We start from the raw sequence: 15,532 nt of genomic DNA, 5'->3' as shown, positions 1-15,532 counted from the left end.
CCGCGCAGCTTCCTCCAACGGTCTGTGCGGTCGCTGCGAGTTTGTCTCATTACTGCTCGAAAGATTACGATTGGGGGCGACAATGGCTAGTCTGTCGGATCTGCCGGTAGCGATCGTCGGAGCAGGGCCTTATGGCCTCTCCGTCGCGGCGCATTTGCGCTCCTCTGGTGTGCCGTTTCGGATCTTCGGTACGCCGATGCGTCGGTGGCGAGAGCAAATGCCAGAGGGCATGTTTCTGAAATCTGAAGAACACGCGTCGAGCCTTGCCGATCCGTCCGGGCACTACACTCTACAGCAATTCCGCACAGCAGCAGGATCTTCCCTCGCGACGGCTCCCATTCCGCTCGAGACGTTCACCAGATACGCATTGTCATTTCAGCAGCGTTTTGTTCCCGTGGTGGAAGATGTATTGGTGACGGCTCTCGACAAAAGACAAGACGGGTTTGACTTGAGGCTGGCGGACGGGGAAAGGATCAGGGCGAAAAGTGTGGTTATCGCGACCGGCTTGTCACATGCCGAGTATGTTCCGCAGGAACTGGCGCAGCTGCCAGGAGAGTTGCGATCACACAGCAGTGTCCATCGCGACCTGAGCCACTTCAAAGGTCGCGACGTCATTGTCATCGGTGCTGGACAGTCGGCTCTCGAGACTGCAGCGTTGTTGAATGAGAGCCAGGCAAAGGTGAGCCTGCTCGTACGCGGGTCTTCGATTAGCTGGAATCAGAGCCCTTCATCTGATCCGCGATCGCTCTGGCAGCGAACGCGGCGGCCAGACTCGACGTTGGGCGCAGGGCTTCAAACGTGGTTCTGCGCAAATGCCCCGTTTCTGTTTTACTACCTACCTCAAAGGGCGCGTATCGAGATGGTACGGGGTAGCAGGCGCCGCCAAGCGTTGCTGGGCCCGGCCGGCGCGTGGTGGCTTCGGGAGCGGGTTCTCGGCCATGTCCAGATCCTCTTGGGCCAGTCCGTGTTAGGCGCGACGACGAGAGGCGGAAGGGCAGTGCTTCACGTCAGCGGACCGGATGGAAGATCAGGCGATCTCGCCGCCGACCATGTCATCGCTGCCACAGGCTATCGATTTGCCGCCAACTCGCTGCCGTTCGTCGATGCGTCCTTGTTGCGCGATCTGCGTTGCGTCCAGCAGGTTCCCCTACTGTCTACCAGCTTCGAGTCTTCAATCCCGGGCCTCTATTTCACCGGGCTCGCGAGCGCCTACAATTTTGGGCCGGTGATGCGTTTCCTGTGTGGATGTCAGTACACTGCCGAACGTATCTGCCGCAGTATTGGCGAAAGGGAAGCGCCATCCCCTTCGACTTTGGCAGCGCTGATTTCCGAGCACAACCCGAACAGCTCATGAGAACTGCTCATGATCGCTCCGCCCCCGTGCTTATCCTGAAGACGGGGAGCTATGCCATTCACCATGGGCAGCTTGGCATCATCCGAAGCCTGGGAAGGTTGGGCATACCAGTATACACCGTTGCTGACGATCACCTGACCCCTGCGGGGACTTCCAGATACCTGGCAGGGAATTTTGTATGGCGCGCGGGCGATCTGCCAAGACCGCAGCTGCTTGAAGCGTTGGCGAAGATTGGCAAGAATCTCGACAGGCCCACAATCCTCATTCCCACCGATGATCTGGGGGCCATCCTAGTCGCCGAAGAATTCGCGACGCTGCGGCAATGGTTCGTATTTCCCGATATATCACCCGGCTTGCCGCGGAAACTTGCGAACAAGCAGATGTTGTACGAGTTCTGCCGTCAAATAGGCGTGTCCTGTCCGAACACGCGGTGTCCTACGTCTATCCTAGATGTGCACGAATTTGCGGCATCGGCGGGATTTCCGATCGTCGTTAAACCGGCAGCGGGCTGGCTTCATCCGAAGCTGAAGGTATCAATTGTTCATTCGGAACAGGAGCTTGTCGATGCCTGGCAAGGGGCGGGGGGCTCGCAGAATCCCAACCTGCTGCTTCAAGAATACATTCATCCTGGAACGGACTGGTTCTTCCATGGCTACTGCAATGGCGCGTCGGATTGCCTGGCGGGTTTCACGGGAATGAAACTACGATCCTATCCGCCACACGCTGGAGTGACTACGCTGGGCAGATCCATAAACAATGACGTTCTGTTTCATCATGCTCAGACTTTGCTCAAGGCGATATCCTATGCGGGCATAATGGACTTGGACTTTCGCTTCGACGAGCGAGATCGACAGTACAAGCTTCTGGATTTCAATCCGCGCATCGGGGCCCAGTTTCGCGTGTTCGTGGACGACAACGGTCTCGACGTTGCGAGAGCTCTCTACTGCGATCTCACCGGCCAGATTGTGCGGCGCTCCAAACAGGTCGATGGACGTGTTCTTGTAGTAGAACCGGACGATCTCCGTGCAAGCGTGAACTACTTCAGGCGGGGCGAACTGTCGGCCTATGACTGGTTGCGTTCGTTTAAGGGGCAGAAGGAGTTCGCCTGGCTCAACTGGGATGATCCCTTGCCTTTCCTGATGGTGTGGACGCGTTTTGCAATCCGAGCCGTTCGCAAAATACTCCGGTTCGGACTGTTTAAGTCCCACGCCACCTGGCAGTCGACTGGCATGGATCAAGAGCGCAGACCGGATCACGTGATACCGGTTTCGCGATACGGCTTGTGGTCGGGCTTGATCTCGGTCGTAGGTTCACTGCGGCATTATCTGGCATGGCCGTGGTGGAATTAACGGGTGCCGACCGGGCCAGCTCGCTTGGAATGCCGCCCTAGTTGCCTGCGATGATCATCCATGATGCTTCGCTTCGTCTACCGCTCCCGCAGCGCCTCCTGCTTGTATCGCGCCAGCGGCGAAAGAAGGTAGCTGATGATCCTGCGCCTGCCGGTCTTGACCTCGGCCGTGACCGCCATGCCCGGGCCGAGCTTCACGAGCTTGTCTTCCACTTGCATTTGGGTGCGGTCGAGTGAAATGCGCGCCGCATATTCCAGCTCCTGGCCCTTCGGCTCGCTGCTGCCTTGCGCCGTGCCCGACGCGCGGTCGTTCGGTCCGCCCTGCCTGTCCCGCGTGATGGCGTCGGTCGACACGCTAAGCACGTCCCCATGGAGGAGCCCATAGCGCGTGAAGTTGAACGTATCGATCTTGATCTCCGCCTTCTGTCCGGGATGGACGAAGCCGATGTCGCGGTTGGAGAGCATAGCTTCGATCTCGAGTTGGCTCTCGGTTGGAACTACGATGGCCAGCGCCTGCGCCGGCGTCACCACGCCTCCCACCGTGTGAACGGCGAGCTGTTGCACGACGCCGTCGACCGGCGCAGTCAAATGTTGAAGCTTCGAGCGCCGCTCCGCCTTGACCACCTCTTGCGCAGCGCTCGCAGCCTTCTGCTCGGCTTTCGCAAGTGCGTCATAGGTCGTACGACGATACTCTGCGGCGGTTCTATCCTTCGTTTCCTTCAGCAGGGCGATCGCTGCGTCGGCTTCGCGGAGCCGGCTTTGCTGGAGGACCAGATCCTGCTGGAGGCCGACCAGTTCCTGATACTCGGAGAGATAGACAACCTTCGAAGCCAAGGCCTTGTCGACGAGAGTCTTGCGAATGTCGACCCGCTCCTGAAGCACCGGTATCGTCGCCTGGAGCTTCGCCACGCTCGCCAAAGTAGTCGCCCGCTCAGCTTCCTTCTGGCCCTGCTGACGCTCGATCTCGGCGAGCTTGGCGCTCTGCTCGGCGCGCTGGCTGATCAGAAATTGGCGATGCATCTCGATCTCGGCAGCAGTTGCGCCCTGCGGTGACTTGAAGGCGGCGAGCGGATCGTCGGCGAGCGCTGCGCGCAGCCGCGCGACGTCGAGTTCGGCCGCGACGAGATCGCTCCTTTGGCGCTCCTGATCGGCCTCCGTCATCGTTGGGTCAAGCTCGATCAGAACGTCGCCGGCCTTGACGGTCTGTCCGTCACGTACGTGAATTGCGCGGACAACGCCCGTCTCGAACGGCTGGATCAGCTTAGTACGCCCGCCAGGCACGATCTTGCCCGTCGCGGTGGCGACGATATCGACGCTGCCGAATGATGCCCACAACAGCGCGACGCAGAAGACTGCGATGATACTCGCCCCGATCGCGCGACCGATCGGCGACGGCGGCGATTCGGTGATCTCGAGCGCCGCGGGCAGAAATGCAATTTCCTGCTCTCGGCGTCGAACTTCGGCTCTCGGAAACGTAACGATATTTCGGCTAGCGGACGTCATGGATACCGGCCTGTAGATAATGGAGGTTCGCGTAGCGCCCATTCGAGCGGATCAGCTCGTCATGGCTGCCGTCCTCGACGATTCGGCCATGCTCAAGTGTGACGATCCGGTTCGCATTGCGCACGGTCGAGAGCCGATGAGCGATGACGAACACAGTCCGGCCGGCGGCAATTCGCTTCATGTTCTGCTGGATGGCGCGCTCGCTTTCGTAGTCAAGCGCGCTGGTGGCCTCGTCAAGGATAAGGATCCGGGGGTTGGTAATGAGTGCGCGAGCGATCGCGACACGCTGACGCTGCCCGCCGGATAAACTGCTGCCTCGTTCGCCCACGATGGTGTCATAGCCCTCCGGCAGCTCCAGGATGAAGTCGTGAGCGCCGGCGAGTGACGCCGCCTCAATGACGCGCTCCATGGGCATGGTCGGGTCGGCGAGCGCAATGTTCTCGCGAATCGAGCGATTGAACAGCACGTTCTCCTGCAAAACCACCCCGATCTGACGCCGAAGCCAGGTTAGGTCGACCGTCGCGAGGTCAACCCCGTCGACCAGCACGCGCCCGCTCTCCGGCACATAGAGCCGCTGGATCAGCTTGCCGATTGTGCTCTTGCCCGAGCCCGAAGAGCCCACGATACCGACGACCTGGCCGGGCTCGACGCCGAAGGACACGTCGTGCAGAATTTCGGGGCCGTCAGCGCGGTAGCGGAAGGCTACGTGCTCGAATACGACCTTGCCGCGGATGGGCGGTAGCGCGGCGCGGGCAGAACTAAAGCTTGGTTCGGGAATGGTGTTGAGAATATCGCCGAGACGATCGACCGACAGACGAGCCTGATGGAAATCCTGCCAGATCTGCGCGAGCCGAAGCACGGGCATGCTCACCCGCCCCGCCAGCATGTTGAACGCTACAAGCTCGCCGACGCTCAGGTCGCCGCCAATCACGAGCCTGGCGCCGAAGTAGAGCGTTGCGGCGGTGACCAGCTTGTTGATCATCTGGACCGCTTGGCTCGCCGTATTGTTCAGGCTGAGCACGCGGAAGCTCGCGCCCACGTAACCGGCGAGTTGCTCTTCCCAGCGGCGTTGCATCTGCGGCTCGACCGCCATCGCCTTCAGCGTCTCGACCCCCGTGACGCTCTCGACCAGGAAGGCCTGGTTCTCCGAGCCGCGATTGAACTTCTCATCGAGGCGCCGGCGAAACAACGGCGCGGCGCCGACGGAAATTCCGATGTAGAACGGGAACGATGCCAAAACGATCAGCGTCAACGACGTTGAATAGTAGAACATTACCGCAAGGAAAACTGCAGTGAACAAGAGATCGACGACGAGCGTGAGCGCCGAGCTCGTTAGGAACTGACGGATGTTCTCGAGCTCGCGAACGCGTGCGACCGAATCGCCGACGCGGCGTGTCTGGAAATATGCGATCGGTAACGCCATCAGGTGGCGAAACAGCCGGGCGCCGAGCTCGACGTCGATGCGGTTCGTCGTGTGTGCGAATAGATGGACGCGCAACGTGCCGAGAACGGTCTCGAACAAGGTCAACGCGACGAGGCCCGCGATCAGGACGTCGAGCGTGCTGATGCTTCGATGCACGAGCACCTTGTCGATGACGACCTGGAAGAACAGCGGGGCGACGAGGGCAAAGACCTGAAGGAAGAACGACGCAATCAGCACTTCGCCGAGGAGATGGCGATACTTGTGAACCGCACCGAGAAACCAGCTGATATCGAACCGCCGAGCGGGATCCGTCAGAGCCGCACGCCGGGTCATCAGGATGATGTCGCCGTCCCAGATGGCTTCGAGTTCAGCCTGGGTCATGGATTCGGGACGGGGAGACAACGGGCGCTGAACCAGAAGCTTGTCGTCGATGACCTTACCCAGGATCAGGAAGCCGCCGTCGCGCAGCAGGGCAATTGCCGGCAGCGGCGTGACGCCAAGTCTGTTCCAGCTCGACCGCTGTGCCCGGGCCTTGAGCCCGAACTCCCTGGTGCAGCGCAGGATTTCGGTCACACCGATCCGCGACGTACCCATACGATGCCGAATTTGCTCCGGGTCGGCCGCAATACCATGGCAACGCAGCAAGATCGCCAAGGCGATGAGCCCCGACTCATCGTCACTCGCAGGCTCAGGACCCGCCTCCTGGACGGGTATATCGCGAGGATCGGCAGAATATGCCTGCCTGAGGGCGTCACCGGCGCGACGAATGAGGGCGTCACCGACGCGGCCAACCAGATCACGCCCATGCGCAATCAGATCGGTAAGGGCATGCGCGCGACCGGCGAGGCTTTGAGGTCCGCTCAGGATCAAGCGGCCGTCCCAAACTTCTTCAAATTCCGCACGGGGCATCAACTTCGGGTGTGACGCGGTTGGATGCAGCACAAGCGCCGCATCGTCCTCGACCTTCCCGAGCAGCAGAAATCCGCCATCACGCAGCGCTGCGATTCCGGGCAGATTGATGCCTGCGAGCTGTTTCCAATGTGTTGTGCGCGAACCGACCTTCAGTCCAAAATCGCGGGCGCAGCGAAGCATCGCACGGATGCCGATTGCGCTCTCCCCGCAACGATCGCGGAGCTGGTCGGGCTCGGCGTTCACGCCATGAAGGCGCATGAACAGAGCAAGGGTTCGAAGCCCGAGATCTGCGACATCGGCATTTCCATTCTGGATCGCCATTTTTTTACTCAACCTTTCGCAGCTACCGGCCGCGTCGAGATTCCTTCTCATGCATTCACAAACATTGACGATGCCGCACCCAGGCGCTGAGCCAGGGTGCGGCCCGGCATTAATGTTGCGGTCGGGCTAGCGACGAGTCGGGCCCCCAACCGGTCGCTTGCGACAAGGCCGCCACGATCTGACCGGGATCCACGTGGCCGGTGTGAGCGGCCAGATACTGGTTCAGCAGCGCAAAGCTATGGTTTGCGTGGGACGCCATGCCGATCGCAATCGGATGATCTGCCACCGTGATCGACTGGGGCGCGGTCGTTGCCAGGGTGTTGGTGGCCGGATCCACATGTTGCTGGAGCAGCGCAAAGCCCTGGCCTGCCAAGGACCCCGTGTTTGCAGCGGTCGTTTGCTGATGACCCGCATGGTCGATCGTCTGCGGTGCCGTTGGGGCCGCGGCCGTCGTTGTGGCAGCAGGATGATGATCCGTCGCGATATGGTGGTGGTGATGGTGGTGCGACGACGTTGTGGTCGTGACGGGCGCGGGGCGAGGATCCGTCACGGTGATGGTCTGCGGCGAAGTCGTCGAGACCGCGCCGGTGGTCGGGTCCTTCGCACTTGCAGTCAGCGTGAGCGTTGCGACCGGATGACTGTTGCCCTTGTAGTTCGATTGCAACGTCAATCCGCTGTCGACTTGTGCGGCCGTCAGGGTAATGTTCTTTCCACTGAAAGTACGACCATCGAGCTTGTCGATGATCGTCTCGTACGTCGGCAACCCCGTGATGTTTACAGTCACGTGATCGTTGATGTCCGTCGTCGTCACCTTGGTCCCGAGATCGACCTGGCCGCCTCTCCCGGCCACCCAGAGCGAGTGATCCGCGATGGTGAGAACCGGCTTGGTCGCTGACGGGGTCGACGGCGTCGTCGGTGTGATTGGAGTCGTTGGCGTGGTCGATGCCGTCGAAACCCCCAGGCCGGAGAACGTCTTCACCGCGCCCGACAGGTTTGCCGCAAGACCGCCAGCATCCTTGATGCTCGCGCCGCTCGGAAGGTTAACCCCGGTGATCGCGAGCGCCGAGGTGTTGGTGTTGGTCGAGGCGACGGTGGTCTTGAAGGTGAGCGTGCCCGTGCCGGAACCACCTGCGTAAGTGGCCGTTCCGCCGTCATTGAGCGACAGCGTGGGCGTGCCCGTCACCGTCACGGCTTCGTTGAAGGCGAGCGACAGGGTGATCGTGTCCCCGACGTGCTCGGTGCCCGTTCCCGGAGACGCCGTGGCCTGCGTCACCGCCGGTGAGATCGGATCGATCTGGAGCCCGGTGAACGTTTTCACCGCTCCCGACAGGCTCGCCGCGACACCGGAGGCGTCCTTGATGCTTGCTCCGCTCGGAAGATTGACACCGGTGATGGCGAGCGCCGAGGTATTGGTGTCGGTCAACGCAACGGTCGTTTTGAAGGTGAGCGTGCTCGTGCCCGAACCACCAACATAGGTGGCGGTATTGCCGTCATTGAGCGACAGCTTGGGCGTGCCCGTCACGGTCACGGCTTTATTGAAGCCGAGCGTCAAGGTGATGGTATCGCCGGCGTGCTCGATGCCCGTCCCCGGAGATGCGGAGGCCTGCGTCACTGCCGGCGTGACCGTTGGGGTGGTGGGCGTCGTGGGCGCTGCGGGTTGTGTCGGTGCGGTGGCGCCCGCACCCGTCCAACCGGCCGCCTGCGACCCGGTGACCAGCGTCATGTTGCGATAATCGACCGCGGCTGTCTCGGGCGCCGTCGAGCGATAGATGCCGTATTCCCAATAGGTGCCCTGCCCATAGCCCAACGGACCCTGGTAGTTCACAACCTCTTTGCCGTTGATCGAGACCTGCAGGTATCCGCCGCCGCTGTTGGATATATTGGCTTGGACCTTGATGTCATTGTAGACACCGGTCTGGATCGGGTTCGGGTCGGTCCAGAGCGTGAGCATATGGAGAGCGGATGACGAATTGCTGGGATTGCCACCGGGCAAAACATAGCGGGCGACAATTTGCAGATGGTCGCCGTTCATCTGGAGCGCGAACGGCGGCGACGTCCCTACGCCGCTCGCAGTGTCGTCATTATGCATTTGACCGACGACAAACCAGCCGTTCGAGCTGTTTTGAGTGTTTACAAACGACCCATTGGGCCCATTGGCCTCCACCATGAACTGATAGTCCATGCCAATCGGAGTGCCGGGCGGTATCTTTGCACCCCAGCTGGTCTTGACCCCCGTCGAGTCGTTTTGAATTTCAGAGCGATCAACGTGCGAGCCATCACCGCCGCCTGCCCAATTGTCGCCCTGGTGGACCTCGAACCGCAGGGTCTGCGGGTCGGGGTTAGTGATACTGTAGCTCTTACCCGCCGTCTCGATTTCGTAGATGTCGCCGCCAACGCCATCAAACTGGCTTCCAGGTGTGGTCTTGAAATTCGTGATTGTGCCGGTTGTACTCAATTTCTGGCCTCCGAGTGCAGAGTTTCGCTTTGACGTTGACAAGGGAATTCCACTGCCGCAAACGCGATGGCGCGCGACATACCGCGTGCTCGCAAGCGCCTAGCATTGCGAACAGTCTTTCATAGCAGTGGGATTTGAAGTGCCCCCCCGACTGCTCGGCCGGTTGGTTAATGAGCGAGTATGGCGAAAAGAATAAGCGAGTAAGGCAAAAGTTCGAACGGCAAATGCGGCCCGCCTGTGGCGCTTACCGCCATGTCCCAGCAATTACAGCCGAATTCGGCAATGTTGCCTTGCGGGCGGCAACATAGGTATTCACCGATAATACCAACGTATCTTCTCGCCGTCGTGAATCATCTCGTGTTCTGGGCCCAAACAGGTCGCCAGCGACGGCGGCAAACCTGCCGGTCGGACGAGTCGGGGGCCGCGTGGCGCGTGATTCTCGTGCTCTCCAAGCGTAATCCGCAAGTGGCGATCGTCAATGCCGGTAAGTCGCCGATCACGGAACCGGTCTCGATGAGAACGCAGCGCTAGCGACACACGGCCCGATCGAGGGAACTCGTGCTCCCGATTTTCGAGGATAGCGCAAACTCGATCGTGTTCTTGATGCGGCCGCGGATCTACGCCCGAAACGTCGAAACGGCGCAGATTTGGCGGACGAGCGGCATCAGCATGGTCTCGATTGTCATTTAAGAAAACCGTGGTGTGATATCGGCCCGATCGAAGCATTTTGGCGAGCGCAATCGGCAGGGCGCCTTTACTCAGCATCAGGTGGCGTACTTGCGCTCAGGTTGAACGCGATCGAAGCGCTTCTTTTCTCAACTCTCCTGCTGACACTTGCTTCACACATGCATCGAAGTGGGAGGTGGTCCTGCAACAGGCTTTGTATCTCCTAGATCACCTAATTAGCCATCGAGGATATCTCGAGTAACAGTTCCTTCCCATGTCGCACGCGCCGTCCTATCCGCCACCCTCCGATAGAGGCAGAGATATGCGTTACACATCGCATCGAGCGAGAATTCTGTTTCAACACGCCGACGCCCTTCGATACCGAATTTACTAGCAAGCGCACGGTCATTAAGGAGTCTGAGCACGCGATCGATCAACACCCCAGGGTCTTGGCTCGGTATAAGAAACCCCGTCTGGCCCTCCAGAACCAATTCGGGAGTGCCCCCATCGTTTGTTGCTACGATTGGCTTGCCCAATGCCATGCATTCGGTGATCGCGTTGGAGATGCCTTCCCCGTGTAGATGGCTGTTGGTGGTGAGAACGCCGACAGCGAAGAGATTAGCGATGCTTTCTATGTCTGTCCGCTGCCCCAGAAACTTTATGCGCGGTGAATGTTCTGGTGGAACGCTATCGCGCACCTGCGGCAACATTTCACCGGTGCCGACAGCCAGAAAAGTAACATCGTCCCTAAGACGGCAAATGCGGCACGCCATCTCGACAAAGGTTGCGTAATCTTTTCCGGGCCTGAAGTTAGCCACCATCCCAACAATGTGGGGGGTCGTGATGCCGAGCGCGCTACGAAGCTCTGCCTCGTCTATTAAGTTAAGGACCCTCGCAGGATTAAAGCCATTGTAGATCGACAGACCTTTGTGCTCGGGAATATGGTAGGCAGCGAGGCCCGCGCGCGAATTGGCGACGACAATGTCTGAGAATGGGATAGTCAGCTTGCCCATTAAATAGTTTTTATTCCAGGGCGTCATATGCGACGGTGCGTCTCGTACAAAGCCATTGACGAACGCCGCGCCGCACAATTTCGCAACCGGAGCTGCATAAATAGAGCATATCGAGCCCCAGGAGTGGACAATATCAATCTTCAAACTGGAGGTCAGATCATACAAACGCTTGAAAAAACGCAAATCCCTCCTGCCTTTACGAATGAGCGGAATGTAATGCGCATGTTCACTGGCAATTTCAAATTGATCATCCTCTTCATAGGTAACCGCGACGAATGACTCTATGTCGCGGTGGTGGGCGAGCCCGCCCAAAAGTTCGACGATTTGCCGTTCTTTCCCTCCTCGGCCTATGCATTCGGTTAAGTGTAGTATACGCATCTCAGCGCTCTCCCACATGGACTGATTAAGTCCAAGTCGCAACGAGGCGGTTCAGCACGAAGTTCAACGTTCAACCGCGCTCGATGTAAGGCTTCTCACTTGCAGCATTTGAGCCGCCGCCGATTGAATGCCGCTCATACGAACCTCGAACCTAGTCCTTGTATCGAATGGCCCCCCAACGCCGACACGAGGAAGTGCAAAATGATTTGATTTGGCATCGGAGATCTGTCCACTCCGCGTCGTTACTGCGGTCGAAAAGCCTACTTCCTTCGCGAGATGTTCTTCGCGGGGACCACATGCTTTAGAGCCGCCGTAAGGATAAGCGAAGTGCCGAACCGGAAGCTGCAGCAATTGCTCCAAATAACAGCGGTTATCCGCCATTTCGGCCCGCGCCGAAAGAACATCCAGGCCCGACAGTGCTGCATGCGAAACGGTGTGCCCGCCAATTGACGCGAGAGGATGCCGGGCCAGTTTTTGAAGCTCGCTTTCACTCAGGAAATAGGCCTCGTTCAGGGCCGATAGCGATATGCCGGCCTTTTCGAACGTGGAGGTAAGTGTTGCAGCCCGGTGATAGTCTTGGTGAATCCACTCAATGACCTTGTTTAAGCCCGACACCTTTTCGTGAAACTCGGGACAGTGGAACCGCATGTCCATGGCGTCGATTGTAACCGCCTCTCTAATGCGAAACAATTCGCGCAAACCCAGCCACCACGATTGCAGCGCTCGTGTTAGGGCGCCGGTAGGAACGTACATCATGAACGGGGCCTGGTTTCGCTCGAGGATTGGAAGCGCGGTCGCGACATTGTCTCGGTAGCCGTCGTCAAAGGTAAGCACCGCATAGCGGCACGGTCCAGGATCCGTGGCCAATCGCTGGAGACATGTTTCGAAACTGACGATCTCCCACCCTTCTTGCCGCAGCCAGTTGAGTGAATATTCGAAAAGGGCCGCTGACGTTCCCGTCGTCAATTCCGAGCGATGATCTTGTTGAATTTCATGGAACATCAGGATCGCAGCCCTGCCGGCAAAAATCCTGCAGAAGGTTGGCATTAGCCCAGACCGATGAGCCAAGTGCGTGATGCTGTCCTTGAGACCCTGCTTCACGCTAACCCTCCGTTGGTCTGCGCTGCAATGCCTCTACGAGGCTCTGCTGGTTGGTGAGGGGCCGGCCATCGCATTGTCGTCATCCGCTCCGCAGCAAACGCCTGCCCATTGCCCTTGTCCTGAAGTTGGAGAGAACATCTCCATATACCCCGACGATCTTTTCCACGGTGAGCGCCTGGTCGTACCTCGCCATTGCAGCCCGTCCCCGGAACTCGCTGCTCCGCGACCAGTCAAAAACCTCGCGAAGGTTGCGGGCAATCGTCGCGGCGTCCTGCGGACAGATCCGCGTTCCCGCGATGCCATTTAACAGCTCGCCAACGTCGCCAACCTCCGTCGCCACCACCGGACGATTGCACGCGAGAGCTTCCTTGATAGAGGTCGGCGACCCCTCATAATCCGAGCAGAGAAGCAAGGCGTCGGCCGCGCTGTAGCACCACGGCATTTCGCCGTTCGGCACATTGACGACCGTCATCAACTCCGCGTCGACGCCCTCCTGCACGAGTCGCTCGACTGACGCTCTTGCCAGATCGTATCTCTTCTCAGGGCGCGCCGGATCAAATGGAAACAGAACGATACGCTTGTCTTTCGGCCACCCCAGCCGCGCTCGTGCTTTGTCGCGATCGTACGGCTTGAATACGCCGAGGTCGACCCCGCAGGGAATCACGATTCCCGGAATCCGTCTCCGCAGCCCCTCCGAAACGACTATGACGGCATCGGCGAAATACGACACAGCCCGCGTGCTCAGCCGTTCAAAGGTACTCGTTCCAATGACGTCGGTCCCGTGCAGCGTGATGACGAGCGGCGCCTGCAACCGAAACATTGCAGGATATGCCGAATAACCGTAATGCGCATGGACGATGTCGTATGCTACCGCGCTCGTCATTCGCATGACGTCAAGAGTGCCCCTCAGATAATTCATCTTGGACTGGGATCCGAGAATATCGATGACGTCGACCGTGTGGCCGAACCGGCGCAACTGCTCAACCTGCTGGCACACGAAGGCTCCGGAGCCCGGTCTCTGCGGACTCGGATACATGTTGGTTACGCAGAGGATCCTCACGATTGGTATTCCTTCGACGCTTGGCACGAACTGCCAGCGAGTCACTGGTCTGCGCCGCTAACCTCTTTGAGCCGTCGTCGGATCTCCGCTGGGACGCCCATCACGAGCGAACCGTCGGGCACGTCCTTCGTCACCACCGCACCGGCGCCGACGACGGCGCCAACGCCGATTCTGACGCCTGGCAGCAGGTTGGCTCCGAGGCCGATCGCCGCGCCGCGCGCGATATGGGGCCCGAGCATGGGCGAACCGTCGTAGCCATTGCGGCCGATCGCATTGTCGTTCGAAGTGCCGACGCAGCCCGAAATGAACACGTCGTCCTCGATCGTCATATTGCCCGCCAGCCAGGTGTGATCCTGCACCCGGACCCGATCGCCGACTCGCGTGTTGTAGTTGACGGTGACGTAGCGTCCGATAACGGTCTTCGAGCCGATCCGCGATTGTTCACGGATCGATGCGCCGTCACCAATCAGGGTCCCCGCGCCGATGGAGACGTCGTAGAAAATTACCGCGTGCGGTCCGATAGAGCAGCCGGCGCCGACATCGACCCACGCCTCGAAACTAGGCGCGCGCGACAACGCACCGCTCCCCTTGGGCGCCTTGCCGATATAGGCCCCCGGAAAAATTTCGACGTTGTCCCCGATTCTCGCGCCGCTCTCAATCACGACATGCGGGTGAATGACCACCCCGTTGCCGATCGTAACATCGGGCCGCACCACAGCGAACTCGGCGATCGTCACGGCAGCGCCGATCGCCTCGGTCTCGACCACCGCCCATGCACTGATTCCAGTCACCGTAACTCTTTCCCGACTTCGGCGCGCAGCAAGGCGGGCGCATACGTTGAATTCTGCCACAAGTTCTTGTGACCGTCCGGTTCGGCCGCATTGCCTACAATCGCCGCGATATGGCGCACTTGGTCGCGTGTAAGTTCGGGGAACATGGGCAGGGACAATGATCGTGCGGCCAGAGTTTCGCAGCACGGCAAGTCGCCCTGCCTGTAGCCGAGATAGGCGAGGGCAGGCTGTAGGTGGAGCGGCAACGGATAGTGGATCCCGGTCGCCACGCCGGCCTCGTCGAGCTTGATCCGCATTGCATCACGCTCGTCCGTGGTGATCACATACAAATGGTAGACGTGCGTCGACCCCATTCGAACGAGCGGCGTCTTGATCCCCGACTGCGCGAACTCCTCGGCGTACCACTCCGCAGCGCGCCGCCGATTGGTGTTCCATTCATCTAGACGCCGGAGCTTGACCTGCAGGACTGCCGCCTGGAGCGCATCGAGCCGACTGTTGAACCCGATCTCGGCGTGGCTGTAGTGGGTGGTTCGACCATGGTCACGCAGTCGTTCGATCCGCTCGGCGATCGCGGCATTGTTGGTGGTGACCGCTCCGCCGTCGCCATAGGCCCCGAGGTTCTTCGCTGGATAGAACGAGAAACATGCGACATCGCCGAGCCCCCCGGTTCGGACCCCCCGATATTCCGCCCCGTGTGCCTGGGCTGCGTCTTCTAGCAAATAGAGGCCGCGCCGCCGTGCGATGTCCTTGATTGGACCCATGTCAGCCGGCTGCCCGAAGAGGTGGACTGCGATGATCGCTTTTGTACGATCCGTGACGGCGCGCTCGATCATCTTGGGATCGATCGTGTAGGTGTCCGGATCGATATCGACGAGCACAGGCCGTGCTCCTGTCGCCACGATGCCGGCCGCAGTGGCGATGAAGGTATGGGCGGTCGTAATGACCTCGTCGCCATGACCAATACCCAGGGCCCGCAGCGCCAGGTGAATCGCATCGGTGCCGTTCGCCACGCCGCGCGCATAGCGCACCTGGCAATACGCGGCGAAATCTCTTTCGAACGAGGCAAGCGCCTCGCCGCCTATGTATTGCGCGGAGTCAAGAACGCCTCGAATTGCTTCGGCCATCTCGTCTTTGAGCGTCTCATATTGCGCGTTGAGATTGACAAACGGGATGTGCATTTTTCGAACCTCACTAGAATCCATCTTTG

10 protein-coding genes are annotated in these 15,532 nt (G+C 59.7%); 2 read left to right on the top strand and 8 right to left on the bottom strand.

The features are described 5' to 3' along the window. Positions 1 to 82: 82 nt before the first annotated feature. Together K3F49_RS11500 and K3F49_RS11495 are read left to right on the top strand one after the other, a co-directional pair. A complete protein-coding gene (locus K3F49_RS11500; RefSeq protein WP_234681033.1) occupies positions 83 to 1,354 on the top strand; it encodes an NAD(P)-binding domain-containing protein in 1,272 nt (423 codons plus the stop codon). Continuing rightward, the gene (locus tag K3F49_RS11495; protein WP_234681032.1) at positions 1,351 to 2,703 is read left to right on the top strand and encodes a carboxylate--amine ligase; all 1,353 of its coding nucleotides are present in this window, start codon (positions 1,351 to 1,353) and stop codon (positions 2,701 to 2,703) included. Before K3F49_RS11500 ends, K3F49_RS11495 begins: the two co-directional genes overlap by 4 nt. Positions 2,704 to 2,780: 77 nt before the next feature. On the opposite strand, the gene K3F49_RS11490 is transcribed toward K3F49_RS11495, so the two are convergent. From K3F49_RS11490 to K3F49_RS11450, 8 genes are all read right to left on the bottom strand, one after another. Then, positions 2,781 to 4,205 (bottom strand): HlyD family type I secretion periplasmic adaptor subunit, encoded by a 1,425-nt coding sequence (locus K3F49_RS11490; protein ID WP_234681031.1) that lies wholly within the window; start codon positions 4,203 to 4,205, stop codon positions 2,781 to 2,783. Next, positions 4,192 to 6,798, bottom strand: a complete 2,607-nt coding sequence (locus tag K3F49_RS11485) for a type I secretion system permease/ATPase (protein WP_234681426.1) — start codon at positions 6,796 to 6,798, stop codon at positions 4,192 to 4,194. The genes K3F49_RS11490 and K3F49_RS11485 overlap by 14 nt, the downstream gene beginning before the upstream one ends. 172 nt (positions 6,799 to 6,970) lie before the next feature. After that, positions 6,971 to 9,316 carry a heparin lyase I family protein gene (locus K3F49_RS11480; RefSeq protein WP_234681030.1) on the bottom strand — a complete coding sequence of 782 codons (2,346 nt, stop codon included), beginning with the start codon at positions 9,314 to 9,316 and terminating at the stop codon, positions 6,971 to 6,973. 902 nt (positions 9,317 to 10,218) lie between these two features. Further along, on the bottom strand, positions 10,219 to 11,373 hold the full coding sequence (locus K3F49_RS11475; RefSeq protein WP_234681029.1) for a glycosyltransferase: 1,155 nt from the start codon (positions 11,371 to 11,373) through the stop codon (positions 10,219 to 10,221). 63 nt (positions 11,374 to 11,436) lie between these two features. Further along, positions 11,437 to 12,474, bottom strand: coding sequence for a polysaccharide deacetylase family protein (locus K3F49_RS11470; RefSeq protein WP_234681028.1), 1,038 nt, complete (start codon positions 12,472 to 12,474; stop codon positions 11,437 to 11,439). 79 nt (positions 12,475 to 12,553) lie between these two features. Then, entirely contained in the window at positions 12,554 to 13,471 is a 918-nt protein-coding gene (locus tag K3F49_RS11465; protein ID WP_234681027.1) for a glycosyltransferase, read from the bottom strand. A 104-nt stretch (positions 13,472 to 13,575) separates the two neighbouring features. Then, positions 13,576 to 14,325 carry a hypothetical protein gene (locus K3F49_RS39165; protein WP_346657315.1) on the bottom strand — a complete coding sequence of 250 codons (750 nt, stop codon included), beginning with the start codon at positions 14,323 to 14,325 and terminating at the stop codon, positions 13,576 to 13,578. Continuing rightward, entirely contained in the window at positions 14,322 to 15,503 is a 1,182-nt protein-coding gene (locus K3F49_RS11450) for a DegT/DnrJ/EryC1/StrS family aminotransferase (protein ID WP_234681026.1), read from the bottom strand. Before K3F49_RS11450 ends, K3F49_RS39165 begins: the two co-directional genes overlap by 4 nt. Between the last annotated feature and the right edge of the window lie 29 nt (positions 15,504 to 15,532).

Origin of the sequence: Bradyrhizobium monzae (assembly GCF_021458635.1) — a bacterium.
GTDB lineage: Bacteria > Pseudomonadota > Alphaproteobacteria > Rhizobiales > Xanthobacteraceae > Bradyrhizobium.
This window is presented reverse-complemented; position numbering and strand designations above follow the sequence as displayed.

Coding starts and splice junctions, on each gene's coding strand:
- K3F49_RS11450 (WP_234681026.1), bottom strand. CDS start 15,503: ATGCACATCCCGTTTGTCAATCTCAACGCGCAATATGAGACGCTCAAA.
- K3F49_RS11490 (WP_234681031.1), bottom strand. CDS start 4,205: ATGACGTCCGCTAGCCGAAATATCGTTACGTTTCCGAGAGCCGAAGTT.
- K3F49_RS11475 (WP_234681029.1), bottom strand. CDS start 11,373: ATGCGTATACTACACTTAACCGAATGCATAGGCCGAGGAGGGAAAGAA.
- K3F49_RS11500 (WP_234681033.1), top strand. CDS start 83: ATGGCTAGTCTGTCGGATCTGCCGGTAGCGATCGTCGGAGCAGGGCCT.
- K3F49_RS11485 (WP_234681426.1), bottom strand. CDS start 6,798: ATGCGCCTTCATGGCGTGAACGCCGAGCCCGACCAGCTCCGCGATCGT.
- K3F49_RS11495 (WP_234681032.1), top strand. CDS start 1,351: ATGAGAACTGCTCATGATCGCTCCGCCCCCGTGCTTATCCTGAAGACG.